The 19,917-nt window shown below is 56.4% G+C and carries 21 protein-coding genes and 1 riboswitch; of the genes, 5 read left to right on the forward strand and 16 right to left on the reverse strand.

Going from position 1 to position 19,917, the window contains the following annotated elements:
* Positions 1–3: 3 nt before the first annotated feature.
* The 7 genes from wecB to ACH6EH_RS08475 form a co-directional block, all read right to left on the reverse strand.
* The gene (gene wecB / locus ACH6EH_RS08445) at positions 4–1,161 is read right to left on the reverse strand and encodes a non-hydrolyzing UDP-N-acetylglucosamine 2-epimerase (protein ID WP_138227299.1); all 1,158 of its coding nucleotides are present in this window, start codon (positions 1,159–1,161) and stop codon (positions 4–6) included.
* A 97-nt stretch (positions 1,162–1,258) separates the two neighbouring features.
* A complete protein-coding gene (gene upp, locus ACH6EH_RS08450) occupies positions 1,259–1,888 on the reverse strand; it encodes a uracil phosphoribosyltransferase (protein ID WP_138227300.1) in 630 nt (209 codons plus the stop codon).
* Between the two features lie 235 nt (positions 1,889–2,123).
* On the reverse strand, positions 2,124–3,374 hold the full coding sequence (gene glyA / locus ACH6EH_RS08455) for a serine hydroxymethyltransferase (protein ID WP_138227301.1): 1,251 nt from the start codon (positions 3,372–3,374) through the stop codon (positions 2,124–2,126).
* Positions 3,375–3,432: 58 nt separating this feature from the next.
* Positions 3,433–4,026, reverse strand: coding sequence for a TIGR01440 family protein (locus tag ACH6EH_RS08460; protein ID WP_397331960.1), 594 nt, complete (start codon positions 4,024–4,026; stop codon positions 3,433–3,435).
* Between the two features lie 121 nt (positions 4,027–4,147).
* On the reverse strand, positions 4,148–4,603 hold the full coding sequence (gene rpiB, locus ACH6EH_RS08465; protein ID WP_397331961.1) for a ribose 5-phosphate isomerase B: 456 nt from the start codon (positions 4,601–4,603) through the stop codon (positions 4,148–4,150).
* A gap of 117 nt (positions 4,604–4,720) precedes the next feature.
* A riboswitch (ZMP/ZTP riboswitch) is annotated at positions 4,721–4,803 on the reverse strand.
* Positions 4,804–4,946: 143 nt separating this feature from the next.
* Entirely contained in the window at positions 4,947–5,531 is a 585-nt protein-coding gene (locus tag ACH6EH_RS08470) for a low molecular weight protein arginine phosphatase (protein ID WP_208203842.1), read from the reverse strand.
* Positions 5,532–5,575: 44 nt separating this feature from the next.
* The gene (locus tag ACH6EH_RS08475; protein WP_397331962.1) at positions 5,576–6,136 is read right to left on the reverse strand and encodes a manganese efflux pump MntP; all 561 of its coding nucleotides are present in this window, start codon (positions 6,134–6,136) and stop codon (positions 5,576–5,578) included.
* 19 nt (positions 6,137–6,155) lie between these two features.
* Here ACH6EH_RS08475 and ACH6EH_RS08480 point away from each other — a divergent pair, with 19 nt between their 5' ends.
* Positions 6,156–6,428: a hypothetical protein gene (locus ACH6EH_RS08480; protein WP_397331963.1), complete on the forward strand. Its 273-nt coding sequence runs from the start codon at positions 6,156–6,158 to the stop codon at positions 6,426–6,428.
* Here ACH6EH_RS08480 and ACH6EH_RS08485 read toward each other — a convergent pair.
* From ACH6EH_RS08485 to ACH6EH_RS08520, 8 genes are all read right to left on the reverse strand, one after another.
* Positions 6,404–7,570: an L-threonylcarbamoyladenylate synthase gene (locus tag ACH6EH_RS08485; protein WP_397332127.1), complete on the reverse strand. Its 1,167-nt coding sequence runs from the start codon at positions 7,568–7,570 to the stop codon at positions 6,404–6,406. The genes ACH6EH_RS08480 and ACH6EH_RS08485 overlap by 25 nt on opposite strands.
* A 217-nt stretch (positions 7,571–7,787) precedes the next feature.
* On the reverse strand, positions 7,788–8,477 hold the full coding sequence (gene spoIIR / locus ACH6EH_RS08490) for a stage II sporulation protein R (RefSeq protein ID WP_397331964.1): 690 nt from the start codon (positions 8,475–8,477) through the stop codon (positions 7,788–7,790).
* Positions 8,478–8,716: 239 nt separating this feature from the next.
* The gene (locus tag ACH6EH_RS08495) at positions 8,717–9,919 is read right to left on the reverse strand and encodes an FtsW/RodA/SpoVE family cell cycle protein (RefSeq protein ID WP_397331965.1); all 1,203 of its coding nucleotides are present in this window, start codon (positions 9,917–9,919) and stop codon (positions 8,717–8,719) included.
* Positions 9,920–10,059: 140 nt separating this feature from the next.
* Entirely contained in the window at positions 10,060–10,929 is an 870-nt protein-coding gene (gene prmC / locus ACH6EH_RS08500; RefSeq protein WP_397332128.1) for a peptide chain release factor N(5)-glutamine methyltransferase, read from the reverse strand.
* A gap of 25 nt (positions 10,930–10,954) precedes the next feature.
* Positions 10,955–12,022 (reverse strand): peptide chain release factor 1, encoded by a 1,068-nt coding sequence (gene prfA / locus ACH6EH_RS08505; RefSeq protein WP_138227309.1) that lies wholly within the window; start codon positions 12,020–12,022, stop codon positions 10,955–10,957.
* A gap of 407 nt (positions 12,023–12,429) precedes the next feature.
* Positions 12,430–13,530, reverse strand: coding sequence for a redox-regulated ATPase YchF (ychF, locus tag ACH6EH_RS08510; protein ID WP_138227310.1), 1,101 nt, complete (start codon positions 13,528–13,530; stop codon positions 12,430–12,432).
* A gap of 223 nt (positions 13,531–13,753) precedes the next feature.
* Positions 13,754–14,869: a type 2 isopentenyl-diphosphate Delta-isomerase gene (fni, locus tag ACH6EH_RS08515; RefSeq protein WP_397332129.1), complete on the reverse strand. Its 1,116-nt coding sequence runs from the start codon at positions 14,867–14,869 to the stop codon at positions 13,754–13,756.
* Positions 14,870–14,894: 25 nt separating this feature from the next.
* Positions 14,895–15,818: a MerR family transcriptional regulator gene (locus ACH6EH_RS08520; RefSeq protein ID WP_208203841.1), complete on the reverse strand. Its 924-nt coding sequence runs from the start codon at positions 15,816–15,818 to the stop codon at positions 14,895–14,897.
* 204 nt (positions 15,819–16,022) lie between these two features.
* Between ACH6EH_RS08520 and ACH6EH_RS08525 the strand changes: the two genes are divergently transcribed.
* A complete protein-coding gene (locus ACH6EH_RS08525) occupies positions 16,023–17,534 on the forward strand; it encodes a phospholipase D family protein (RefSeq protein WP_397331966.1) in 1,512 nt (503 codons plus the stop codon).
* Positions 17,535–17,641: 107 nt separating this feature from the next.
* Here ACH6EH_RS08525 and ACH6EH_RS08530 read toward each other — a convergent pair whose 3' ends face one another.
* The gene (locus tag ACH6EH_RS08530; protein WP_397331967.1) at positions 17,642–18,352 is read right to left on the reverse strand and encodes a hypothetical protein; all 711 of its coding nucleotides are present in this window, start codon (positions 18,350–18,352) and stop codon (positions 17,642–17,644) included.
* A 173-nt stretch (positions 18,353–18,525) separates the two neighbouring features.
* Between ACH6EH_RS08530 and ACH6EH_RS08535 the strand changes: the two genes are divergently transcribed.
* From ACH6EH_RS08535 to ACH6EH_RS08545, 3 genes are all read left to right on the forward strand, one after another.
* Positions 18,526–19,107, forward strand: a complete 582-nt coding sequence (locus tag ACH6EH_RS08535; RefSeq protein WP_397331968.1) for a TetR/AcrR family transcriptional regulator — start codon at positions 18,526–18,528, stop codon at positions 19,105–19,107.
* A gap of 62 nt (positions 19,108–19,169) precedes the next feature.
* Positions 19,170–19,529 (forward strand): DMT family transporter, encoded by a 360-nt coding sequence (locus ACH6EH_RS08540; protein WP_208203838.1) that lies wholly within the window; start codon positions 19,170–19,172, stop codon positions 19,527–19,529.
* Positions 19,529–19,843: a DMT family transporter gene (locus tag ACH6EH_RS08545; protein ID WP_397331969.1), complete on the forward strand. Its 315-nt coding sequence runs from the start codon at positions 19,529–19,531 to the stop codon at positions 19,841–19,843. The genes ACH6EH_RS08540 and ACH6EH_RS08545 overlap by 1 nt, the downstream gene beginning before the upstream one ends.
* The last annotated feature ends 74 nt before the right edge of the window (positions 19,844–19,917 follow it).

Consider the following 19,917-nt stretch of genomic DNA (forward strand, 5'->3'; position numbering starts at 1 on the left):
TTTTTAACGGTTTGTGAACATTCTGTGAAACTCCGACGGACGCTCGCTCTGTACGCCAAAATGATGCAAAATCGCATTCACGATCCGCTCCGAGGCTTGTCCATCCCCATACGGATTCGCGGCTTTGCTCATGGACTCATACAGGTCCTGATCCGTGAGCAGGCTGCGCGTCTTCTCATAAACCTCTTGCTCGTGGGTTCCGGCGAGCGACAGCGTCCCTGCTTCAACGCCTTCCGGCCGCTCCGTCGTATCCCGAAGCACCAGCACAGGCACGCCGTAAGAAGGCGCCTCCTCCTGAAGTCCGCCGGAATCCGTCAGGATCAGGTGGGTGTGCGGGTAGAAATTGTGGAAGTCCACCACATCCATCGGATCGATCAGGCGGATGCGGGGATGGCCTCCCAGAATCTCATGAGCCGGCTCCAGCACCGCAGGGCTGGGATGAACAGGATACACGATCGCAACGTCCTCAAACTCATCCGCAATCCGCTTCACAGCGCGGAACACATTACGATGCGGCTCCCCCTGCGACTCCCGCCGGTGGGCGGTCATCAGAATCAGCCGTTTGCCTTTGGCCCAGTCCAGCATCGGGTGGGTATAATCCGGCTTCACGGTATAACGGAACACATCGGTAATGGTGTTGCCTGTCACATAGATCGAGTCTTCATTCTTGTTCTCGCTTCTCAAATTGCCCGCAGACAAATCGGTTGGTGCAAAATGAATATCAGCCAGCACCCCGGTCAGCTGGCGGTTCATCTCCTCCGGATACGGAGAAAGCTTGTTCCATGTTCGAAGACCGGCTTCAACATGGCCCACCTGGATCTTCTGAAGAAAAGCCGCATAGCTGGCGAGGAAGGTCGTCAGCGTGTCGCCGTGAACGAGCACAATGTCCGGCTTCGCTTCGCGCAGCACGGGCTCCAGCCCCTCCAGCACGCGAACCGTAATTTCATTCAGCGTCTGGCGGTCCTTCATTACATTCAGATCATAATCCGGCACGATGCCGAATACGTCCAGCACTTGATCAAGCATCTGGCGGTGCTGCGCGGTCACGCAGACCACAGATTCAATGTGCTCGGGATGGCGCTGAAGCTCCAGAATGAGCGGCGCCATTTTGATCGCCTCCGGCCGGACGCCGAAGATCGTCATCACTTTAATTTTGGACATGTTGGACTAACTCCTCTTCTCCCGCTATACAGCAAAGACCTTCCATGCGAAAGCATGGATCAAAGCATCACAGCGTTTATATCTCGGCTTGCGGCGGCTACTTCGTGCCGTACAGCCGGTCACCGGCATCGCCAAGGCCAGGCACAATGTACCCGTGATCATCCAGACCCTCGTCCAGCGCCGCTACATAAATATCGACATCCGGATGAGCATCATGCACGGCCTTCACGCCCTCCGGCGCGGCAACCAGGTTCATCATCTTGATCTGTGTGCAGCCGCGCTTCTTCAGCACATCAATGGCCGCAATCGCCGAGCCGCCGGTAGCCAGCATGGGATCGATCACGATCAGCTCGCGCTCGGTCACATCGGTTGGCAGCTTGGTATAATATTCGACCGGCTGCAGCGTTTCCGGATCCCGGAACAAGCCGACATGTCCGACCTTCGCCGCCGGCAGCAGCTTCACGACGCCATCCAGCATCCCCAGCCCGGCGCGAAGAATCGGGATGAGCCCCAGCATGCGGCCAGAAATGACCTTGCCCTCCGTCTGCGCCACCGGTGTCGTTACAGCAATAGATTCCAATGAAATATTGCGTGTAATTTCATACGCCATCAAGGTAGCGACCTCATCCACCAGCTCCCGAAAATCCTTCGTGTTGGTCTGCTTATCGCGTATAAAAGTTAGTTTGTGTTGAATTAAAGGGTGATCACAAATCACCAATTTTCCCATGTCAGGTCCCTCCGGTTGGTTACGTATATGTTCTTATATGTTCTTCAATATGGGCTGCAAGCAGGATTGTGGCTCCATAAATCTTGTCTATTATATCACTCCCGGATGTGATTTTACACCTGCAAGACCGATGAATGTTTTCCACCTGTAAAAGCGGCGTTTCCCGCTCTGTAAAGAATATGCAAGAAACCCCGTCATACCTGACGGGGCCTTGGTAATAGCAGTCGATATAGGATTAGTACTTCATTTCAGGATACAGCGGGTATTGGTCCGTCAGCTCAGCCACCATACGGGCGGCCTTCGCCAGATTCTCCTCGTCCTTCGGCTGGCGAAGCGTCATGGCAATGACCTTGCCGATCGTCTTCATTGCAGCTTCGTCCATGCCGCGGGAGGTGACTGCCGGCGTACCAAGCCGGATGCCGCTGGTCACAAACGGAGATGTCGGGTCAAACGGAATGGCGTTCTTGTTCACCGTGATGCCGATGGAGTCGAGCACTTTTTCCGCGTCCTTGCCGGTGATGTCCATATTGCGGGTATCAAGCAGCATCAGGTGATTGTCAGTGCCGCCGGATACAATGTTCAGGCCTTCCTCAATCAGCGTTTCGCACAGCACCTTCGCGTTGTTCACCACCTGCTGGCAGTATTCCTTGAAGGAAGGCTGCAGCGCTTCACCGAAAGCCACCGCCTTGGAAGCAATGACGTGCATCAAAGGACCGCCCTGGGAGCCAGGGAACACAGCCTTGTCAATAGCCGTCGCCCATGGCTGCTTGCACAGAATCAAGCCGCCGCGAGGTCCGCGCAGTGTCTTGTGCGTAGTTGTCGTTACAAAATGCGCATGCGGAACCGGGCTCGGATGCAGACCGGCTGCAACAAGGCCGGCGATGTGCGCCATGTCTACCATGAAGAGCGCGCCGACGTCGTTTGCGATGGAAGCCATTTTTTCGAAATCAATGATCCGCGGGTATGCACTCGCGCCGGCTACAATCAGGCGAGGGCGGTGCTTGAACGCCGCTTTGCGGACTTCATCATAGTCGATGAGGAAGCTGTCTTCCTGTACGCCATAGGCAACGAAGTTGTACAGCAGGCCCGAAGCGTTCACAGGGCTGCCGTGCGTCAGATGTCCGCCATGAGCAAGGTTCATACCCAGTACGGTATCTCCAGGCTTCAGCACAGCCAGGTAAACGGCCATGTTCGCTTGTGCGCCAGAGTGAGGCTGTACATTCGCATGATCTGCTCCGAACAGCTCCTTCGCACGGTCACGCGCCAGATCCTCAACAATATCTACACGCTCACAGCCGCCGTAGTAGCGCTTGCCCGGCAGGCCTTCCGCGTATTTGTTCGTCAGCACGGAGCCCATAGCTTCCATAACAGCCTCGCTGACAATGTTCTCTGATGCAATCAGCTCAATGTTGCTGCGCTGGCGGGAAAGCTCCAGATTCATGGCTTCCAGTACAGCCGGGTCGGCCTTGCGCAAATGTTCCATCATAATTATTTCCTCCCTGAATCTACATAGTATTTATATAAAAGTAAGGTAAATAACGTCATCAATCACAAAAACCGGCTCCGCTCTCGTTCTCCAGCCTGTACACGGCGCGTTCGCCGCCGATCAGCTTCGGGCGGGTAAATGCCGCAGTTACTCTCGCCTCGCCGATGCTGCGGCGCGAAGGGCGGAAGGGCACCGCGACATGCCTCAGATGCATGCCAATCAGCGTCTCGCCAATATCGAGCCCCGCATCTGCCGCGACATGCTCCGCCAGGCACGGCTGCCGAAAGCTGCGGTAAGCGGCCGCGGCCATCGAGCCGCCGGCTTTAGGGACGGGAATCGCTGCAACCTCATTCAAGGACAGCCGCTCCAGCACCTCCCGCTCCATAACCAGCGCGCGGTTGAGATGCTCGCAGCACTGATAGACCGTATCAAAGCCCAGCTCCTGCTGCACCTCTTGAATACCTTGAAGCAGCTGCTCCGCGATGTCCAGGGCGCCGCTTGTGCCGATCCGCCGGCCCGCCGCTTCACTCGTGCTTGTGCCGACCACCAGCACCTTGCCCGACCTGAGACCGGCTGCTTCCGCCAGCTCTCTCAATACCTGCGCCGTCTGCTCCTTCAAGCTCATGTCTCTCACTTCTGCCCCATGCTCCATCCAGTGGACCGCCTCCCGCCTGTATATTGTATGGAAGTGTTCTTATGCCAAGTTGAGCCGTATCCCTAGAAGGACCGCAGCCTCGGCTTCCCCCGAAGCACCAAGCTCCAGGCTCCTGGGATTAGGCTTTCAGATACCGATCTTCAATGGCCTTAATCTTGCTTACACGCCCGATGTGGCGCTCACCTTGGCTGAATTCCGTGTTCAGCCAGGCTGTTACGATCTCCGCAGCCAGCCCCGGCCCCACGACACGCTCGCCCAGTGCCAGCACATTGCTGTCGTTATGCTCCCGCGTCGCTTTGGCGGAGAATACATCATGGGTCAATGCGCAGCGGATGCCCGGCACCTTGTTCGCTGCAATGCTCATGCCGATCCCCGTTCCGCAAATCAGAATGCCCCGGTCAGCTTCACCGGCGATGACCCGCTCGCAGACGGGCAGAGCATAATCCGGATAATCCACAGACGTCTCACAGCCGCAGCTTAAATCCTCAACCTCATGCCCCAGCTCCTGAATGACCTTGATCATCTCTTCCTTCAAGCGTATCCCGGCGTGATCCGTACCCAATGCGATTCTCATGATTGAAAAACCTCCTCGTGATTTCATCCTCTGGTTCAAATACTAGTTATAGTATAACCCATGGTCTGGCCAAAAGACGAAAAAAGAGCAGTCTGCACACGCATAGCGTGCACAAATGCTCTTTGCCCAGGCGACCGGCCGTATGTCTCCGATGCTCCATCGTGGTTTACTCCACTTCGTCGCCAGTTACATCGGAATCTCACTTTTTCCACTTCATCTTAAATCAAAACATCCCCAAAAGCAAGGGAGACATTTGGACCATTTACGTCGATGTGCAGCCGTCCCTCATTCCGATAAACAGCAGGATGAAAGACTGCAAAAAACCGGCTCTCTAAAGCCAGCCTCAGCGCGCTTCTCCCTCCAGCTTGTCCAGCAGGCGGAACAGCGCGGTCCGGATCTCGGCCGCCGTCGCCTCATAGTCCTCCAGCGAGCCGCCGTAAGGATCCGAGATATCAAAGCTCGGAATCCGCTGGCGCAGCTCGATCAAGCGCTCCCGTTCCTGGCTGGACTGGGCACCGCCGAGCGAACGGGCCAGCTCTGCCGATACATAGAGCCGGTCCAGCTCCTGCAGATCCTGCATGACCTGCTCATCCGCTCCGGCAAACTCCTTCAGCGTATGCACCTTGTCTGCTGCCTCCGGAAACCGGGAAATCGCGAACTGCTTGTGGGACTGAGTCAGTGTCAGAATCAAATCTGCCCATGCTACCAGCTCCCGGCTGAGCGGCTTCGAGGTGAATTCCCCCTCAATGCTCTGATCCCGCAGCACCGCCTGGGCGTGACGTGAAATCGGCATGCCCTCCACGGCAGCTACCCCGGCAGAGCGTACCTCAAGCTTCATGGACCTTCCGGCCGCCAGCTTGCGCAGCATGCCTTCCGCCATGGGGCTGCGGCACGTATTGCCTGTGCACAGAAATAAAATATTAGTCACGGCTTCTCGCCTCCTGTCGCCTGTAAAGATCTGCGGTTATTGTATCAAAAGATAAACATCAAGCCAAACAGAAGCAAAATCGCGCCCCCTGCCAGCTCGCCGTATTCCCCTAGGCGGCTTGCCGCCTTCCGCCCCAGCAGCAGGCCGCAGATGGACATCAGCCCGCCGACAATACCGAAGGCATTGACGATCAATGCCGCGTGGCTGTTGAACATCCCCAGGGAGACTCCGACCGAGAAGGAGTCGATGCTGACGCTCAAAGAAAATAGAAGCATCCCTAGCAGGGTCGTATGGTTCACGGGACGGGATTCCCCCTGTTGAAAAGAGTTCCAGATCATATGTCCGCCCAGCAGCACGAGCAGCCCTCCCGCTGCAATCCCCGTAATCTCGCCCAGCAGAGCGCCGACATATCGGCCGAAGATGAGCCCCAGCAGAGGCATCAGCATATGAAACAGTGCCGTCATGAGCCCGATAGCCAGAACATGCCGAAGGCGTACCCCCCTCATGCCGACTCCGATGCCCAGCGAAAAAGCATCCAGCCCCAGGGCCACGGCCATCATCAAGATCGCGGCCAGCTGCCCGGTCTGGACAGATGTCTCCAGCATGCGCTTTCCTCCAAGTCCTATGGTCTTGTACACCATATGCGGACAAGGAGGAAATCATTCCGCGCGGGCGCGGGAAGGCCAGGGCCGAGGCGGTGCTGTAGGCGCGTTGAGCATCGCGGGCGCGGGAGGCCAGGGCCGGGACAGCGCTGGGGGCGCGTTAAGCATCGCGGGCGCGGGAAGGCTAGGGGCGGGGCAGCGCTGGGGGCGCGTTAAGCATCGCGGGCGCGAGAAGGCCAGGGCCGGGGCGGGGACAGCGCGTCCCGCTGATCAGGCGTCGGCATCTATGATGTGATGCCCCGCCGCCTTCAGGAGCCGGTTCATCACTGCGGCACCGAGGCCTTCCTCCGGGCAGGCTTCCGCCAGGAGGAAGGCCGCGCCGGCCTCATCGAATTGCCGCAGGCCGGCGTACAGCCGCCGTGCCGCTTCCTCTGGCGCGGCCAAGCTGCCGAGCGAGACGGCAACGTCCGCGCGGTAGAAGCCGATGTGCTCGTCGAACGACAGCACACCGGTCTTCTCCCCGCGCGTGCGGGCCGCGTCCAGCTCGGCCTGGATGCGGGCGGACACGGCAGCTGCCGTCCGCCCGGTGACCACGCACAGCGCGCCCTGAGGCGCATAGTGCGTGTACTTCATGCCCGGCGAGCGGGGCGCCGGGCTGTCTGTGCCCCCGGCGTGCGCCAGCGCCGGGTCGCGCCGCACGCTTGCCGCAATGCCGGCAAGCTGCTCTTCGGTGACGCCGCCGGGGCGAAGCACCGTAACGGCGCCGTCCGGGGCGGCCTGCACGACTGTCGATTCGACGCCGACGCCTGCCGGTCCGCCGTCGAGCACACCGTCGATGGCCCCCGACAGGTCCTCCAGCACATGCGCGGCCAGCGTCGGGCTGGGACGGCCCGAGCGGTTCGCGCTCGGCGCGGCCAGCGGACAGCCGGAGGCGCGGATCAGCGCCAGCGCCGCCGGATGATCCGGCATCCGCACGGCGACCGTATCCAGCCCGGCCGTCACCCGCGGCGATACCGCGCCGGGCTTCACCGGCAGCACCAGCGTCAGCGGGCCGGGCCAGAACTGCGCCATCAGACGCCGCTCGGTGTCATTCACGCCGGTCACCAGCTCCTGCAGCTGTGCCGGATCTGCAATGTGTACGATGAGCGGATTGTCCGAAGGCCGTCCCTTCGCGGCAAAAATCTGCTCCACCGCAGCCGTGCTGCGCGCATCCGCGCCGAGCCCGTACACCGTTTCCGTCGGAAAAGCGACGGTTCCGCCTGCCGCCAGCACAGCTCCTGCTTCCTGCAGAGCACAAGTGTCGGGTGCATCCGCACTGCCGAGGATCTCCTCCGGCCCTCTCCTGCTTCCAGCTGACAGTCTGCGGGAATCCGCATGGAACAAAGCCGCAGCGCCCCCTTCAGCCTCAGCCCCATCAAGGGCGCTTCCGCCCAGCATCCACAGCTTCGTTGCACGCTTGCCGCCTGTCAGCGGCTGTCTTTCTTTTGCTGCATCTTGCCATTTCTCATGCTTCATCTATATCCCAAGCTTTCTCTTCGAATTCAATCACAAAAAGTGCTTCCAACCCTGAGCGCTCCCCGCCGCTTGACAAGCGGTAGTGGCGGCGCTGAAGAGAACAAGCACTCTTTTGCTAGAAAGTGTATCATATTCCACCCTACTTAAACAGTCCGCTAACCCAGCTCCACAGCGACGCCAGCAGGTCCAAGAGGAAGAACCGTACCTCCGGCGCACTCGCCTCTGCCTCTGCCGTCTCAGACGGAGCGGGCTCGGCAGAAGCCGTGCGTGTTCCTGCAGCCTCCTTTGGCGCACTCACATCTCCATTGTCCCCGATGAAGCACAGCGGCGGAAACAGCACGCACCACCAGTTCTTGCCCTTGCCGGATCCCAGTGTAATGCGAACCGCCTCGTAATCACCTGCGGGATAAATCACTCTTCCGTACATTTTGGTCGGAAAAGGGACCTCGCCCAGCTCCACCTGGTAAGCATACGTGATGCCCCGTACAGCCAGCTCCTGTGCAACCAGCGCCTCGATCTCCGGCAAGTGATTTCTCGTCATCGCCTTCGCCTGCTCCAGGCTCTCCGGTGCCAGCTCACCTACCCAGCTCTTCATCTGCATTACGACAGCGTCACGAATGTCCTGCTTCACCAGCTGGTCCTCCGGGGCGTCGGAATGAGCAAGAATGCGGAGCCGAATGGACTCCTCCGGGATGGCGCCTTCCGTGACAGCAGCATCAATGCGCTGCTCCTCCCAGGACATGACAACCAGAAACAAGATGGATAACAGCACGACAATTTGCTTGACTGCAGTACGCAGTGGATCATGGGATGGATGGGATGATTGCATTGGACAGCCGCCTCTCTTACGATAACTCTATGATACTACCAGTATGTCCGGCAGCTTTGAGAGATAAACGTGGCGGTCTATGATTTTTTGATAGACTTCTTCTCCATCCAAAAAAGCCCCGCACGGGGGCCTTCAGCTTTGGAATCTTTATGGTTCATCTCATCTTGAGCATCCCCGCCAAACTCATCCTGCTGCCAACCAGGCAGGGTGGCACCCCGCCACGCCCTGCTGGACTGACATCAACGGTTCTGCGGACGAATCCGCGCCGCCTGGGTGCGGTAGGTTTTGGGCTCGGGGAAATCCTCCTCGATGTCCTGCCCGTGCAGCTTGACGCTCATGGCCACGCCCAGGGAAGCCATGCTGATCACGAGCGACGTTCCGCCGTAGCTAATGAACGGCAGCGTAATGCCTGTCAGCGGCATCAGCCCGATAAACATCCCGATGTTCTCGAAAATCTGATAGAGCAGCATCGACACAATACCAACGATCATGAACGGACCTGCCCGCTCCCGGCTTTCCAGCGCGATCAGAATCATCCGGTGGATGAGAATGAAATACAGCAGCAGGACGACCGAGGACCCGACAAACCCGTACTCCTCCGCAATTTGCACAAAAATCGAATCCGAATACGTATAAGGCACGCGACCCGACTGAACCGACGTCCCCTGCATAAAGCCTTCCCCGTTCATCCCGCCGCTCGCAATAGCCAGCTTGGCATTATACGTATGCCAGCCTGCGCCGGACGTATCCACACTGGAGGCCATCAGCCAGGGATCGATCCGGTCCATCCAGTGCGCACGGGAGCCCTTGCCCAAGAACTCCTCAATCTGATCATGATAATGAATGTAGGCCTGAATCCCGCCAAAAGCCGTCCCTGCCACCAGCACCAGGCCGATCAGCGCATGAGTCACCTTGACGTTTCCGATCCACAGCAGGCCAAGCAGAATGACCACATACGCCAGTGCATTCCCCAGGTCATTCTGAATCATGACGAGCGCGAACGGAATGAAGGTCAGCAGGCCGATCGGAATAATATCCTTGATAAAGGAAAGCTCCGGCTTGTTTCTGATAATGAGCACATGAGTGACAAAAATAATAAGAATGAGCTTGAACATCTCTGCCGGCTGCAGGTTCACAATCCCGAGATCCAGCCAGCCCTGGGCGCCATTAATCGTCTTCCCGAAAAATAGCGTAAATACCAGGATGCCGATGCCGCCCAAATAAATATACAGGGCGTATTTGTGAAGCAGCCGGTAATCCAGCAGGCTCATGCCGAAAAATGCAATAAACGCGACGACATAGTAAGCCATCATCGTCAGATGGCTTCCGTCCATATCCGCTGTATCTTTAGTGACGCTGTATATAGACGTAATGCTGACGATCATCATCCCTACCAGGGCGGTGACGATGAGGTAGTCGATTTTTTTAAGCTTATTCAGCATGTCATCCCTCCATGCAAGAGCCGGGCAAGCTCTTTAGTGTTTCCATTTTCAAGTTCATATCCTCCATCTATTGTAAAAGAAAACCTTCCCGCAGTACAATGCCAGCGCTCGTGATGGACTCCTTGACTGCACACTTGCAGCTAGCGCCCCACCCCAAGCACATGGCGCTCAATGCCTGCCAGGTCCTTGACGGTCACAATATCCTGCCAGTGCCCGGCACGGCGCAGCAGCTCCGCCACCTCCGGCGCCTGGCCCATGCCCAGCTCCAGAGCTATAAGGCGCGGCGGCGCCTGCAGCAGCTGAAGCTGCTCCATCATAGCCCGGTATGGGTCCAGCCCGTCGGGGCCGCCATCCAGTGCAGTGCGCGGCTCATGGTCCCTGACCTCCGGCTGCAGCTCCTCTATATCCCGTGCCGGTATATAAGGAGGATTGGAGACGAGAATGTGAATCATAAGTCCGCTGAACGGCTCCAGCAGGTTCCCTTGGCGGAAATCTACCCGAGCGCCGCATTTCCGGGCATTCTCTTCGGCAGTGTTCAGGGCCGCCGGGGAAATATCGCTGGCGAGCACACGCCAGCGGGGCGATTCCAGCGCCAGGGTTACGGCTATAGCACCGCTGCCGGTTCCGATATCCACCACATTCAGCTCGCCGCCGGGACCGGCCGCAAGCTTCTGTCCGTACTGCAGCACCGCCTCCACCAGCAGCTCGGTTTCAGGGCGGGGAATCAGCACGGCGGGCGACACCTTAAATTCCCGGCCGTAAAACTCCTGTACCCCTGTAATATACTGAGCCGGGACTCCCTGTGCCTTCCGGGTGATCCCTTCCTCCAGCTCTCCCTGCTTCTCGGCAGGAAAAGGATCTCCCAAGGCTACGTAATAAGACGTTCCCGACAGCCCCAGCACATGCTCCAGCAGCAGCTGGGCATTGCGCTGCGGCTCCATCACTTCATGGGCCCTTAAAAAAGAAGAAGCCTCTACAAAGGCTTCCCGTATCGTCTGCTCCGGCGTCATGCTGAACCTTTGTCGCTCCAAAGCGTTATTCTCCTTTATCCATCATTTCTGCCTGCTCTGCAATCGTCAGGGCTGAAACGATTTCCTCAATTTCACCGTTCATGATCTGATCCAGCTTGTGTACCGTCAAGCCAATCCGATGATCTGTGACGCGGCTTTGCGGGAAGTTATAGGTCCGGATCCGCTCACTGCGGTCTCCTGTGCCGACCTTGCTCTTCCGCTCACCGGCATACTTCGCTTCCTCTTCCTGGCGCATCATGTCATAGATCCGGGTCCGAAGCACCTGCAGCGCCTTCTCCTTATTGGAGTTCTGGGATTTCCCATCCTGACACGTCGCCACAATGCCCGTTGGAACGTGGGTTACACGAACCGCCGATTTCGTCGTGTTAACGGACTGGCCGCCAGCACCGCTGGAGCAGAAGGTATCCACGCGGATGTCTTTGTCATGAATCTCGATGTCCACTTCCTCCGCCTCCGGCAGCACCGCTACCGTTGAAGTGGAGGTATGAATCCGGCCGCCGGATTCCGTAGCCGGTATCCGCTGCACCCGGTGTGCCCCGCTCTCAAACTTCAGCTTGCTGTATGCTCCCCGGCCGATAATCTGGAAAATAACCTCTTTAAAACCGCCGAGATCATTCGTATTGACATCCATCACTTCGACCTTCCAGCCCTGAGTATCGGCATAGCGGGTATACATCCGGTATAAATCGGAGGCGAACAGCGCGGCCTCATCGCCGCCGGCTGCGCCGCGAATCTCCACAATGACGTTCTTGTCGTCATTGGGGTCCTTCGGCAGAAGCAGGACGCGGATGGTCTCCTCCAGCTGCTGCTTCCGTCCGGACAGCTCGTCGATCTCCATCTTGACCATTTCGCGCATGTCATCATCCAGCTTCTCGCCCTGCATTTCCTTGGCGGCATCCAGCTCTTCGCTGACCTGCTTGTATTCATTGTACGCTTCATACGTCGGCTGGAGATCGGACTGCTCCTTAGAGTATTCCCGCAGCTTCTTCGTATCGCTGGCCACATCCGGATCGCAGAGTAGCTCGCTGAGCTTCTCATAACGATCCGCTAATGCCTGTAATTTATCCAACATGGCTTGTCACCTCATGGTATGGTATGTTCTTCACGCCCCGGGTACACTTTGTCCGGAAGCATGCTTCTATTTCATTCATTATCAGATCGCCAGCTGCTGCAGAATTTCGGCCGCCAGCGTACAAAAACGCTCCGTCTCCCCTGCACATCTCGCTTTACGTCATTTCATCATTAGTTTCAAAACACTAGTCATACGACTCTTAATTATATCATATTCTACAGGCTTTGAATAGCAACAGCTTTTCGGGAAAGACAGCTACAACGATAACGGCAAAGACCGTGCAGCACGCCTAGCGATAGACATCGCGCTGACTCCGCGAGAACATGATAACCCCTGGCAATTCCCGCCAAGACAAACAAGCCAGCCCGCTGCGCTTCTAAAGCGCGGCGGGCTGGCACCGTTCTCTGCTATACGTTGAAACGGAAATGCATCACATCGCCGTCCTGCACGACATATTCCTTGCCTTCCAGGCGAAGCTGTCCCCGCTCCTTGGCGCCGTTCATGGAGCCGGCAGCGACCAGATCCTCGTAGGACACGACCTCGGCCCGAATGAAGCCGCGCTCGAAATCGCTGTGAATGACACCGGCTGCTCCCGGAGCCTTCGTGCCCTTGCGAATCGTCCAGGCACGAACCTCCTGCACACCGGCCGTAAAGTAAGTGTACAAGCCGAGCAGCTTGTATGCTGCTTTAATAAGCAGGTTCAGGCCGGACTCCTGAATACCCAGCTCATCCAGGAACATCTGCTTGTCTTCTCCCTCAAGCTCGCAAATCTCCTCTTCCACCTTGGCGCTGATAGGCACGACCTCGGCATTCTCCGCCGCTGCGAAATCACGAACCTTCTGCACATAGGCATTGTTCGCGACATCGCCAATCTCATGCTCCGCTACGTTCGCCGCATACAGCACCGGCTTCAGTGTCAGCAGATGAAGATCGCGGACCAGCAGGCGCTCGTCTTCGGTCAGGTCCATGCTGCGGGCCGGCTTGTCCTCATAGAGCACCGCCTTGACCTTCTCCAGCACCTCAACCTCTTGAACAAACTGCTTGTTGCCGCCCTTCATATTCTTCTTGGAGCGTTCAATCTTCTTCTCCACGCTCTCGATATCCGCCAGAATCAGCTCCAGATTGATCGTCTGAATGTCGCTGACGGGATCAATCTTGCCGTCGACGTGGGTAATGTTCTCGTCCTCGAAGCAGCGGACGACATGCACGATCGCATCCACTTCGCGGATATGTGCCAGGAACTTGTTGCCCAGCCCCTCGCCCTTGCTCGCTCCCCGGACCAGCCCGGCAATGTCCACAAATTCAAAGGCCGTCGGCACGGTCTTCTTCGGCTCCACCATCTCTGTCAGCTTGTCCAGGCGCTCATCCGGCACCTCAACAATACCTACGTTCGGATCAATCGTACAAAACGGATAGTTGGCCGATTCCGCACCTGCCTGCGTAATTGCGTTAAACAACGTCGATTTGCCGACGTTCGGCAAACCTACAATCCCTGCTTTCAAAGCCATGTATATGACAACTCCTTATGAATAATCATCCTCAAATATCTTGCCGCTAAACAATCCTATTAATTATAGCAGATGATCCCGGTTGTTCAAACTGAAGTTTACACAGCAGAACAGGCCGGCTCGCCCCTGGCGTTCCGGCCTGTTCCATTCCATTTGCACGGTCTTTACTGCCAAGGCTGCCGCGTGTCAAGCTCCCAGCTGCTCCGCACATCCCGTTCACAGCCTATCCCAGCCTGATCAGCCGCTTATGACCCTGCAGCTCTTCAATGGTAGCGGCTCCGATGCCGAACATGGCGATGCTCAGCTCCAGCTCGACCTGAGCCAGCCGGGCATCCAGCGCCTCCTCCGAGGCCACCGCCGAGCCCAGCAGACCCCGGCCGAAGCCGGCAATGTCTGCGCCAAGCGCAATGGCCTTGGCGGCGTCCACTCCGCTGGCAAGACCGCCGCTGCCGATGAGCTCGGTCTGCGGCAGCGCAGCCCGTACCTCAGCGATGCAATCCGCCGTGGAGTTGCCCCAATCCGCGAAGGCTTCTGCCGCGGCCTTGCGCACCGGGTCAGGACTGCGAAACTTCTCCACCTGACTCCAGGAGGTGCCGCCTGCGCCGGCAACATCAATGAAGGAGGCTCCGGCTTCCACCAGCTGTACGGCGACTTCCGCGTCGATGCCCCAGCCGACCTCCTTGATGCCGACAGGCACCTCCAGCGCCCCGCACAGCTGCTCAATTTGTTTCAGCAGCCCTTTGAAGGAAAGGTTGCCTTCCGGCTGAAACACTTCCTGCAGACTGTTCAGATGCAGCACGAGCATGTCGGCTCCCGCAATGTCCACGGCTCTGCGGCATTGATCTGCTCCGAAGCCATAGTTCAGCTGCACAGCACCCAGATTCGCAATGACAGGAATGTCAGGCGCCGATTCCCTGACCCGGAACGTGGCAGCCAGGTCCTCCTGCTCCACCGCTGCACGGACTGAGCCGACGCCAAGCATCCATCCGCGCCGCTGCGCAGCAGCAGCCAAACGCTGATTAATCTCGCCCGTCGCCCGGCTGCCCCCGGTCATGGAGCTGATCAGGAGCGGTGTGCGCATACGGTGGGACAAGAAGGAGGCCGAGAGCTCCACCTGCTCAAAGTCCAGCTCCGGCAGAGCGTGATGGCGAAAGCGGTAGCGCTCCAGCCCCGTGGTAATCCCGCGTCCCCCCACCTCTTCCTCCAGACAGAGGCGGACGTGCTCGATTTTACGTTCCCCGGTAGGCACCTCCGGAATCAGCATGCCCGGATTCGCGCCTGCCGGCTGCTCACGGTTCTCCTGCGGTAAGCCTTCACGCTCCTTGTTTGACTCCTTCATCATGAGATCCCCCATCTAATAGGTTTTACGGCCTCAGCTGGTGCTGGGCCAAAAATCGGCTCAGCCACTCCTGCCATTGCTCTGCCGGCTCGTTCATCACCCATTGGGTGTACCGGCTCTTTGTTCCGCTTCCGTACCCTTTGCCGCCAAGCAGAAAGAGCACCTCGGGGAACGCTTCCGAAATATAATCCACAAGTTCGTCCGCCCGTCCTACATATCTGGCATTTGTCACCGAGAGGCACACGATCCCGATTCCCTGGGAATCAATGATATCCAGCAGACCTTCTCTCGGCGTGTTGGGGCCCAGGTAGGCTACATCCAGTCCATTGCGCCGCAGCAGCAGTGAGAAGAGCATCAGGCCGACCTGATGATATTCTCCCTCCGGACAAAGCGAAAGCACCTTCGGCATGTAAGAATGAACGGGAAATAAATGAAAAAACTGAAAAAACCGCCGTGAGATGAGCTCCGTCATGAAATGCTCCTGCGCCACCGACGCCGTGCCCGCTTCCCATGCATCTCCGACTTTCACGAGAACAGGCACCAGCACTTTGTAGAACATGGCATCATAGCCGTAAATTGAAAAGCCATAATCAATCAGGCGGTTCGCCCGCTCACTCTGAAACGCAAACAAAGCATTAAAAATCTGGCCGCTAAGCTCTTCATAAGGACCTTCCTGCTGCTCAGCGCCAAGAGTCGGAAATGGCTCACCGCGGCCCGGTCCCGGAAAGGATTTCCCGGCCTTCAGCATCAGCACGGCCTGAGAAATGCTCATGCCCTTCTCCTCCACCTGCTCCTTCAGCCATTTCAAATCTTCTATGTCATCCGGACTATACATCCGGTAGCCTGATTCTGTCCGCAGCGGCTTCACGGCCCCATACCGGTTCTCCCAGGCCCGGATCGTTACACTCGGCATATCCAGCATCGTGGATACTTGTTTAATAGAGTACACGCGGTTCCCTGCCTTTCGATCGGTAGGAGTGATCCTCCCTAATATCACGTCGCACTTTATACAAATCCAGTACATCGATTATACATAGTTTCGCTTCCGCTGTCGACCAGGAAGACGGCTTCTTTCCCGCCGTACAGCTTGCTTCAATTACGGCCGAGGTTGGTAAATGGTTTTAACAACCCTTATACAGAAAGAAGGATGGCTATGATTCTGTTCAGCCTATTTAACAACTTACCGGAAGCATCGGCTGGGCCTCAGCCTGCAGTCTCCCGCCGCCGCTCTCCCCGCTTCTGGGTAAAAACAGCGGTGCTGCTTCTCTTTGCCTGGCTGCTGGCTGTCCTCGTGTACCATACTCAAAAGCCGCTGCCGGACGGCATTTCCTACGAAAGCCCGCTGTACCAAAGTACTGAGGTTGCCTTCTGGCATGACCTGACCTATCCGGGGCCGGACGGCCAGGCGGTGCACGAGCAGCAGATTTATGATCGAATGCATGAAATCATTGACGACTCGAGACAATTTCTCGTGATCGACATGTTTCTTTTTAATGACTATACCCATAAAGACCAATCCTTCCCTCAGGTCAGCCGCGAAATGACAGACCATCTGATCTCGCACAAGAGCAAGCATCCGGAAATGGACATGTTCTTGATTACCGATGAGGTCAACACAAACTACGGCTCTTCCAAAAACCCGCTGCTAGAGGATCTGAAGCAGGCAGGCATTACCGTCATCATCACAAATGTGGAGCCGCTTCGTGATTCCACGCCGATCTATTCGGCTTTCTGGAGAACCTTTATTCAGTGGTTCGGGCAAGCCGGGGAGGGCCAGGTGCCCAACCTGATGGCGGAGGAGGCCCCGGATATGACGGTCCGCTCGTACATGAAGCTGCTGAACGTCAAGGCCAATCACCGTAAGGTGATCGTGAGCGAACGTACCGCCCTCGTCTCCTCCGCCAATGTGCATGCGGCCAGTGCCTACCACTCCAACATCGCCTTTGAGGCCGGCGGTGAAGTCATCCGGGATGTGCTTGCAGCAGAGCAGGCGGCTGCCAGTCTGAGCGGCCCGTATACATTGCCGGTCTATACTCCGTCGGAAGAAACACAGCCGGCACCGGGGCTGTCTGCTGACATCCGATATTTGACGGAAGGCAAGGTGTACAAATATGTGCTGAAGGCGATTGAAGAAGCGGAAGCCGGCGATACCCTGTGGATGGGTATGTTCTATCTCGCTGAGGGCGAGGTGATGGACGAGCTTGTCGCCGCATCACAGCGCGGCGTGCAGGTGCGGCTGATTCTGGACCCCAATCAGAACGCTTTTGGCCGGGACAAGATCGGCATTCCGAACCGCCCGGCCGCCGCAGAGCTGAAGGAGCGCTCCGGAAACAGCATTGATATTCGCTGGTACAACACAGGCGAGGAGCAGTATCACACCAAGCTTCTGTTTATTTCCAAGCCCTCCAAGCCGTCCATCATGATTGGCGGCTCGACCAATTTTACCCCCCGCAACCTGAAGGATTACAACCTGGAGAACAACTTTTGGCTGTCCGCTGAGAAGGAGCATGAGGTCACGAAACAGGTCAATGACTATTTCAACAGGCTGTGGAACAACGTGGATGCGGAGTACACCTTGGAGCTGAGCGCTTACGAAGAAGACACCGTCTGGCTCAAAAGCGTGGCGTTCCGAATTCAGAAGCTGCTGGGCTTTACGACCTTTTAAGCTTCCGCTTTCAATCTCTACCCTCCAAGCTTAGCAGCTTCATGATGCTTACATCCAAATAACTCCTGCTAAACAGCAGGAGTTATTTGGGATGATTAATGCTTTTATCACTTACGGGAGTTCTCCTTCTCGGTGATCGGATAACCTCTAGTGCCATCTGTGTTAGGATCTACATTTTGAAACTGGGCCTGCTTAAGATAACTTATTGTTTTATCGGAATCCCATAACTGATTTTGATCCATGCCACTCATTAAAGCCATTTTCTCTGAGGTGAAATCTGGAATATTGACTTCTTTGCCATCCACGTTTGTCACAAGATACCTGACATTTCCATCTTTTATTAAGGCTAGTTCAATGAGTTCACTTGCTGAAGTAAGTGAGCTTGTCATCTTCGCTAATGACTTGGACAATCCGGATGCATCTCCTCCTGCAGATATGACTCTGAAACGACCTCCGTATCTTTCAACGGTTAAAAAGGATTTACCTTCCCCATTAGACAGAACAATAAATTCATATTGTCCTGTTGGTTTTGAAACGTCTATTAAACTTGATTTAACGTTTGCAAATTTGTCGGCATCAATCCAATTTATTTGAAAGCCGGGCCCTAGTGTAACTTGACCTACTTCTTCTATGTCCTTATATCCAAATCCAATCGGATCCTCGGAAATCAGTTTCTTAAACTCTTCAAGTCCGGCGTCGTTAGCATAATGTCGAATATCATCCGGGACCCTGACACTAGCATCAATGTTTGAGAACAAAGAAGCAGAGCAAATGGTAACACCAACCAACAATATATAGAAATATTTCAGATATTTCATGGATAACTTCCTCCTTTGTTTTCTGGATATTCCATATACCTAATAACGCCCACAAATGAAATAAGTTACCTTTTCAAGTAAAAGCCATGACGAAAGAAGCACAGGGAAAACTTGACAAGGAAAGTTAGGTTTGCAACAATAGTGCCTAACGATCGTTAGGTAGGAGGTGGGCGATGCACAGCTCCAAACAGATTTTGCAGGCCGCGCTGGCTCATTTTGCCCGGGACGGCTATGAGGGCGCTTCACTTCAGGGGATTGCCGAGGACTGCGGCATCCGGAAGCCGTCCATTTATGCCCATTACAGCAGTAAAGGCGATTTGTTCCTGCAGGCCGTAAAGGATGTATTCCAGCGGCAGGAGCAGAACATTGTCGGCTTTTTCAGTCAGCATCAGGAGCTTTCGCTGGAAGAGATGCTGAAGAGCTTTTTGCAGCAGCGGCTGGAGCAATATACCCGGGACGATGAGGCACGGTTTTTTTTGCGGGTGTCCTTTTTCCCGCCGAGGGCACTCTATGAAGAGGTCATGAATATTGTATATCCGTTTCTTGACCGTCATGAGGCCTGTCTTTCGCAGCTGCTCGCGGCAGGATGTCCGCAGCACGGCAGGATTATTTCCCGGCCTGAACAGGCAGCCTCGGTCTTTTTGACGTTGCTGGACGGCATTCATGTAGAAATTCTGTATGGCGGTGAAGAGCGTGCCGCCCGGCGGCTGGCTCATGCCTGGCCAGTGTACTGGCAAGGGGTAACACGCTCTTGAGCAAAGGGACGGACCTTTTAAACATAAACGTCAGATCAGATTGATAAAGGAGTATCGGAATCATGAGTCGGAATTGGCTTTATGTGTGGATTGGCGGCTTGATCGAGATTGTGTGGGTATCCGGCCTGAAGCATTCCACCACCGCGCTGGAGTGGATCGGCACGGTGGCAGCGATTATCGCAAGCTTTTATTTAATTGTACAGGCGTCCAAGCGGCTTCCCGTCGGAACTGTGTACGCTGTATTTACAGGGATCGGAACGGCCGGCACCGTAGCCGCGGAGATGCTGCTGTTCGGCGAGCCGTTCTCGCTGAGCAAGGTCCTGCTGATCGGGGTGCTGCTGGGCGGCGTCATCGGCTTGAAGCTCGTAACGGCAGAGCCCTCGGGTAAAGAAGGCTCTTCTGTAAGGGAGGTGCGCCTGTAATGGCTTGGCTGGCTTTGATCTTGGCGGGCGGCTTCGAGGTGCTCGGCGTCATCGGCATTAAAGGGGTCTCGGAGCGCAAGGGCCTGCGGTACGGAGGGCTGATGGCTTTGTCTTTTCTGTGCAGCTTCTCACTGCTCTCTTACGCCATGACCTTCCTTCCGATGGGAACGGCTTACGCGGTATGGACCGGCATCGGGACGGTGGGCAGCACGCTCGCCGGCATGCTGTTATTCGGAGAACCGAAGGAATGGCGCCGCATGGTGTTCATTGCTATGATACTAGGCTCTGCAGTGGGCTTGAAGGTTCTGACGTAGGACTTTTAAATGTTCAAGAAACGGACACACGGCAACATTTGTGCTGACCGTTTCTTTTTTATATAATAAGTTTG

The organism is Paenibacillus sp. JSM ZJ436 (assembly GCF_044383795.1).
In the GTDB taxonomy this organism is placed as follows: Bacteria; Bacillota; Bacilli; order Paenibacillales; family Paenibacillaceae; genus Paenibacillus_AQ; species Paenibacillus_AQ algicola.

What these genes read in the sequence shown, in the direction of transcription:
- wecB (WP_138227299.1), bottom strand. Translation starts at nt 1,161, where the DNA reads ATGTCCAAAATTAAAGTGATGACGATCTTCGGCGTCCGGCCGGAGGCG.
- upp (WP_138227300.1), bottom strand. Translation starts at nt 1,888, where the DNA reads ATGGGAAAATTGGTGATTTGTGATCACCCTTTAATTCAACACAAACTA.
- glyA (WP_138227301.1), bottom strand. Translation starts at nt 3,374, where the DNA reads ATGATGGAACATTTGCGCAAGGCCGACCCGGCTGTACTGGAAGCCATG.
- ACH6EH_RS08460 (WP_397331960.1), bottom strand. Translation starts at nt 4,026, where the DNA reads ATGGAGCATGGGGCAGAAGTGAGAGACATGAGCTTGAAGGAGCAGACG.
- rpiB (WP_397331961.1), bottom strand. Translation starts at nt 4,603, where the DNA reads ATGAGAATCGCATTGGGTACGGATCACGCCGGGATACGCTTGAAGGAA.
- ACH6EH_RS08475 (WP_397331962.1), bottom strand. Translation starts at nt 6,136, where the DNA reads ATGCTGGAGACATCTGTCCAGACCGGGCAGCTGGCCGCGATCTTGATG.
- ACH6EH_RS08480 (WP_397331963.1), top strand. Translation starts at nt 6,156, where the DNA reads ATGGTCTTGTACACCATATGCGGACAAGGAGGAAATCATTCCGCGCGG.
- ACH6EH_RS08485 (WP_397332127.1), bottom strand. Translation starts at nt 7,570, where the DNA reads ATGCTGGGCGGAAGCGCCCTTGATGGGGCTGAGGCTGAAGGGGGCGCT.
- spoIIR (WP_397331964.1), bottom strand. Translation starts at nt 8,477, where the DNA reads ATGCAATCATCCCATCCATCCCATGATCCACTGCGTACTGCAGTCAAG.
- ACH6EH_RS08495 (WP_397331965.1), bottom strand. Translation starts at nt 9,919, where the DNA reads ATGCTGAATAAGCTTAAAAAAATCGACTACCTCATCGTCACCGCCCTG.
- prmC (WP_397332128.1), bottom strand. Translation starts at nt 10,929, where the DNA reads ATGACGCCGGAGCAGACGATACGGGAAGCCTTTGTAGAGGCTTCTTCT.
- prfA (WP_138227309.1), bottom strand. Translation starts at nt 12,022, where the DNA reads ATGTTGGATAAATTACAGGCATTAGCGGATCGTTATGAGAAGCTCAGC.
- ychF (WP_138227310.1), bottom strand. Translation starts at nt 13,530, where the DNA reads ATGGCTTTGAAAGCAGGGATTGTAGGTTTGCCGAACGTCGGCAAATCG.
- fni (WP_397332129.1), bottom strand. Translation starts at nt 14,869, where the DNA reads ATGAAGGAGTCAAACAAGGAGCGTGAAGGCTTACCGCAGGAGAACCGT.
- ACH6EH_RS08525 (WP_397331966.1), top strand. Translation starts at nt 16,023, where the DNA reads ATGATTCTGTTCAGCCTATTTAACAACTTACCGGAAGCATCGGCTGGG.
- ACH6EH_RS08530 (WP_397331967.1), bottom strand. Translation starts at nt 18,352, where the DNA reads ATGAAATATCTGAAATATTTCTATATATTGTTGGTTGGTGTTACCATT.
- ACH6EH_RS08535 (WP_397331968.1), top strand. Translation starts at nt 18,526, where the DNA reads ATGCACAGCTCCAAACAGATTTTGCAGGCCGCGCTGGCTCATTTTGCC.
- ACH6EH_RS08540 (WP_208203838.1), top strand. Translation starts at nt 19,170, where the DNA reads ATGAGTCGGAATTGGCTTTATGTGTGGATTGGCGGCTTGATCGAGATT.
- ACH6EH_RS08545 (WP_397331969.1), top strand. Translation starts at nt 19,529, where the DNA reads ATGGCTTGGCTGGCTTTGATCTTGGCGGGCGGCTTCGAGGTGCTCGGC.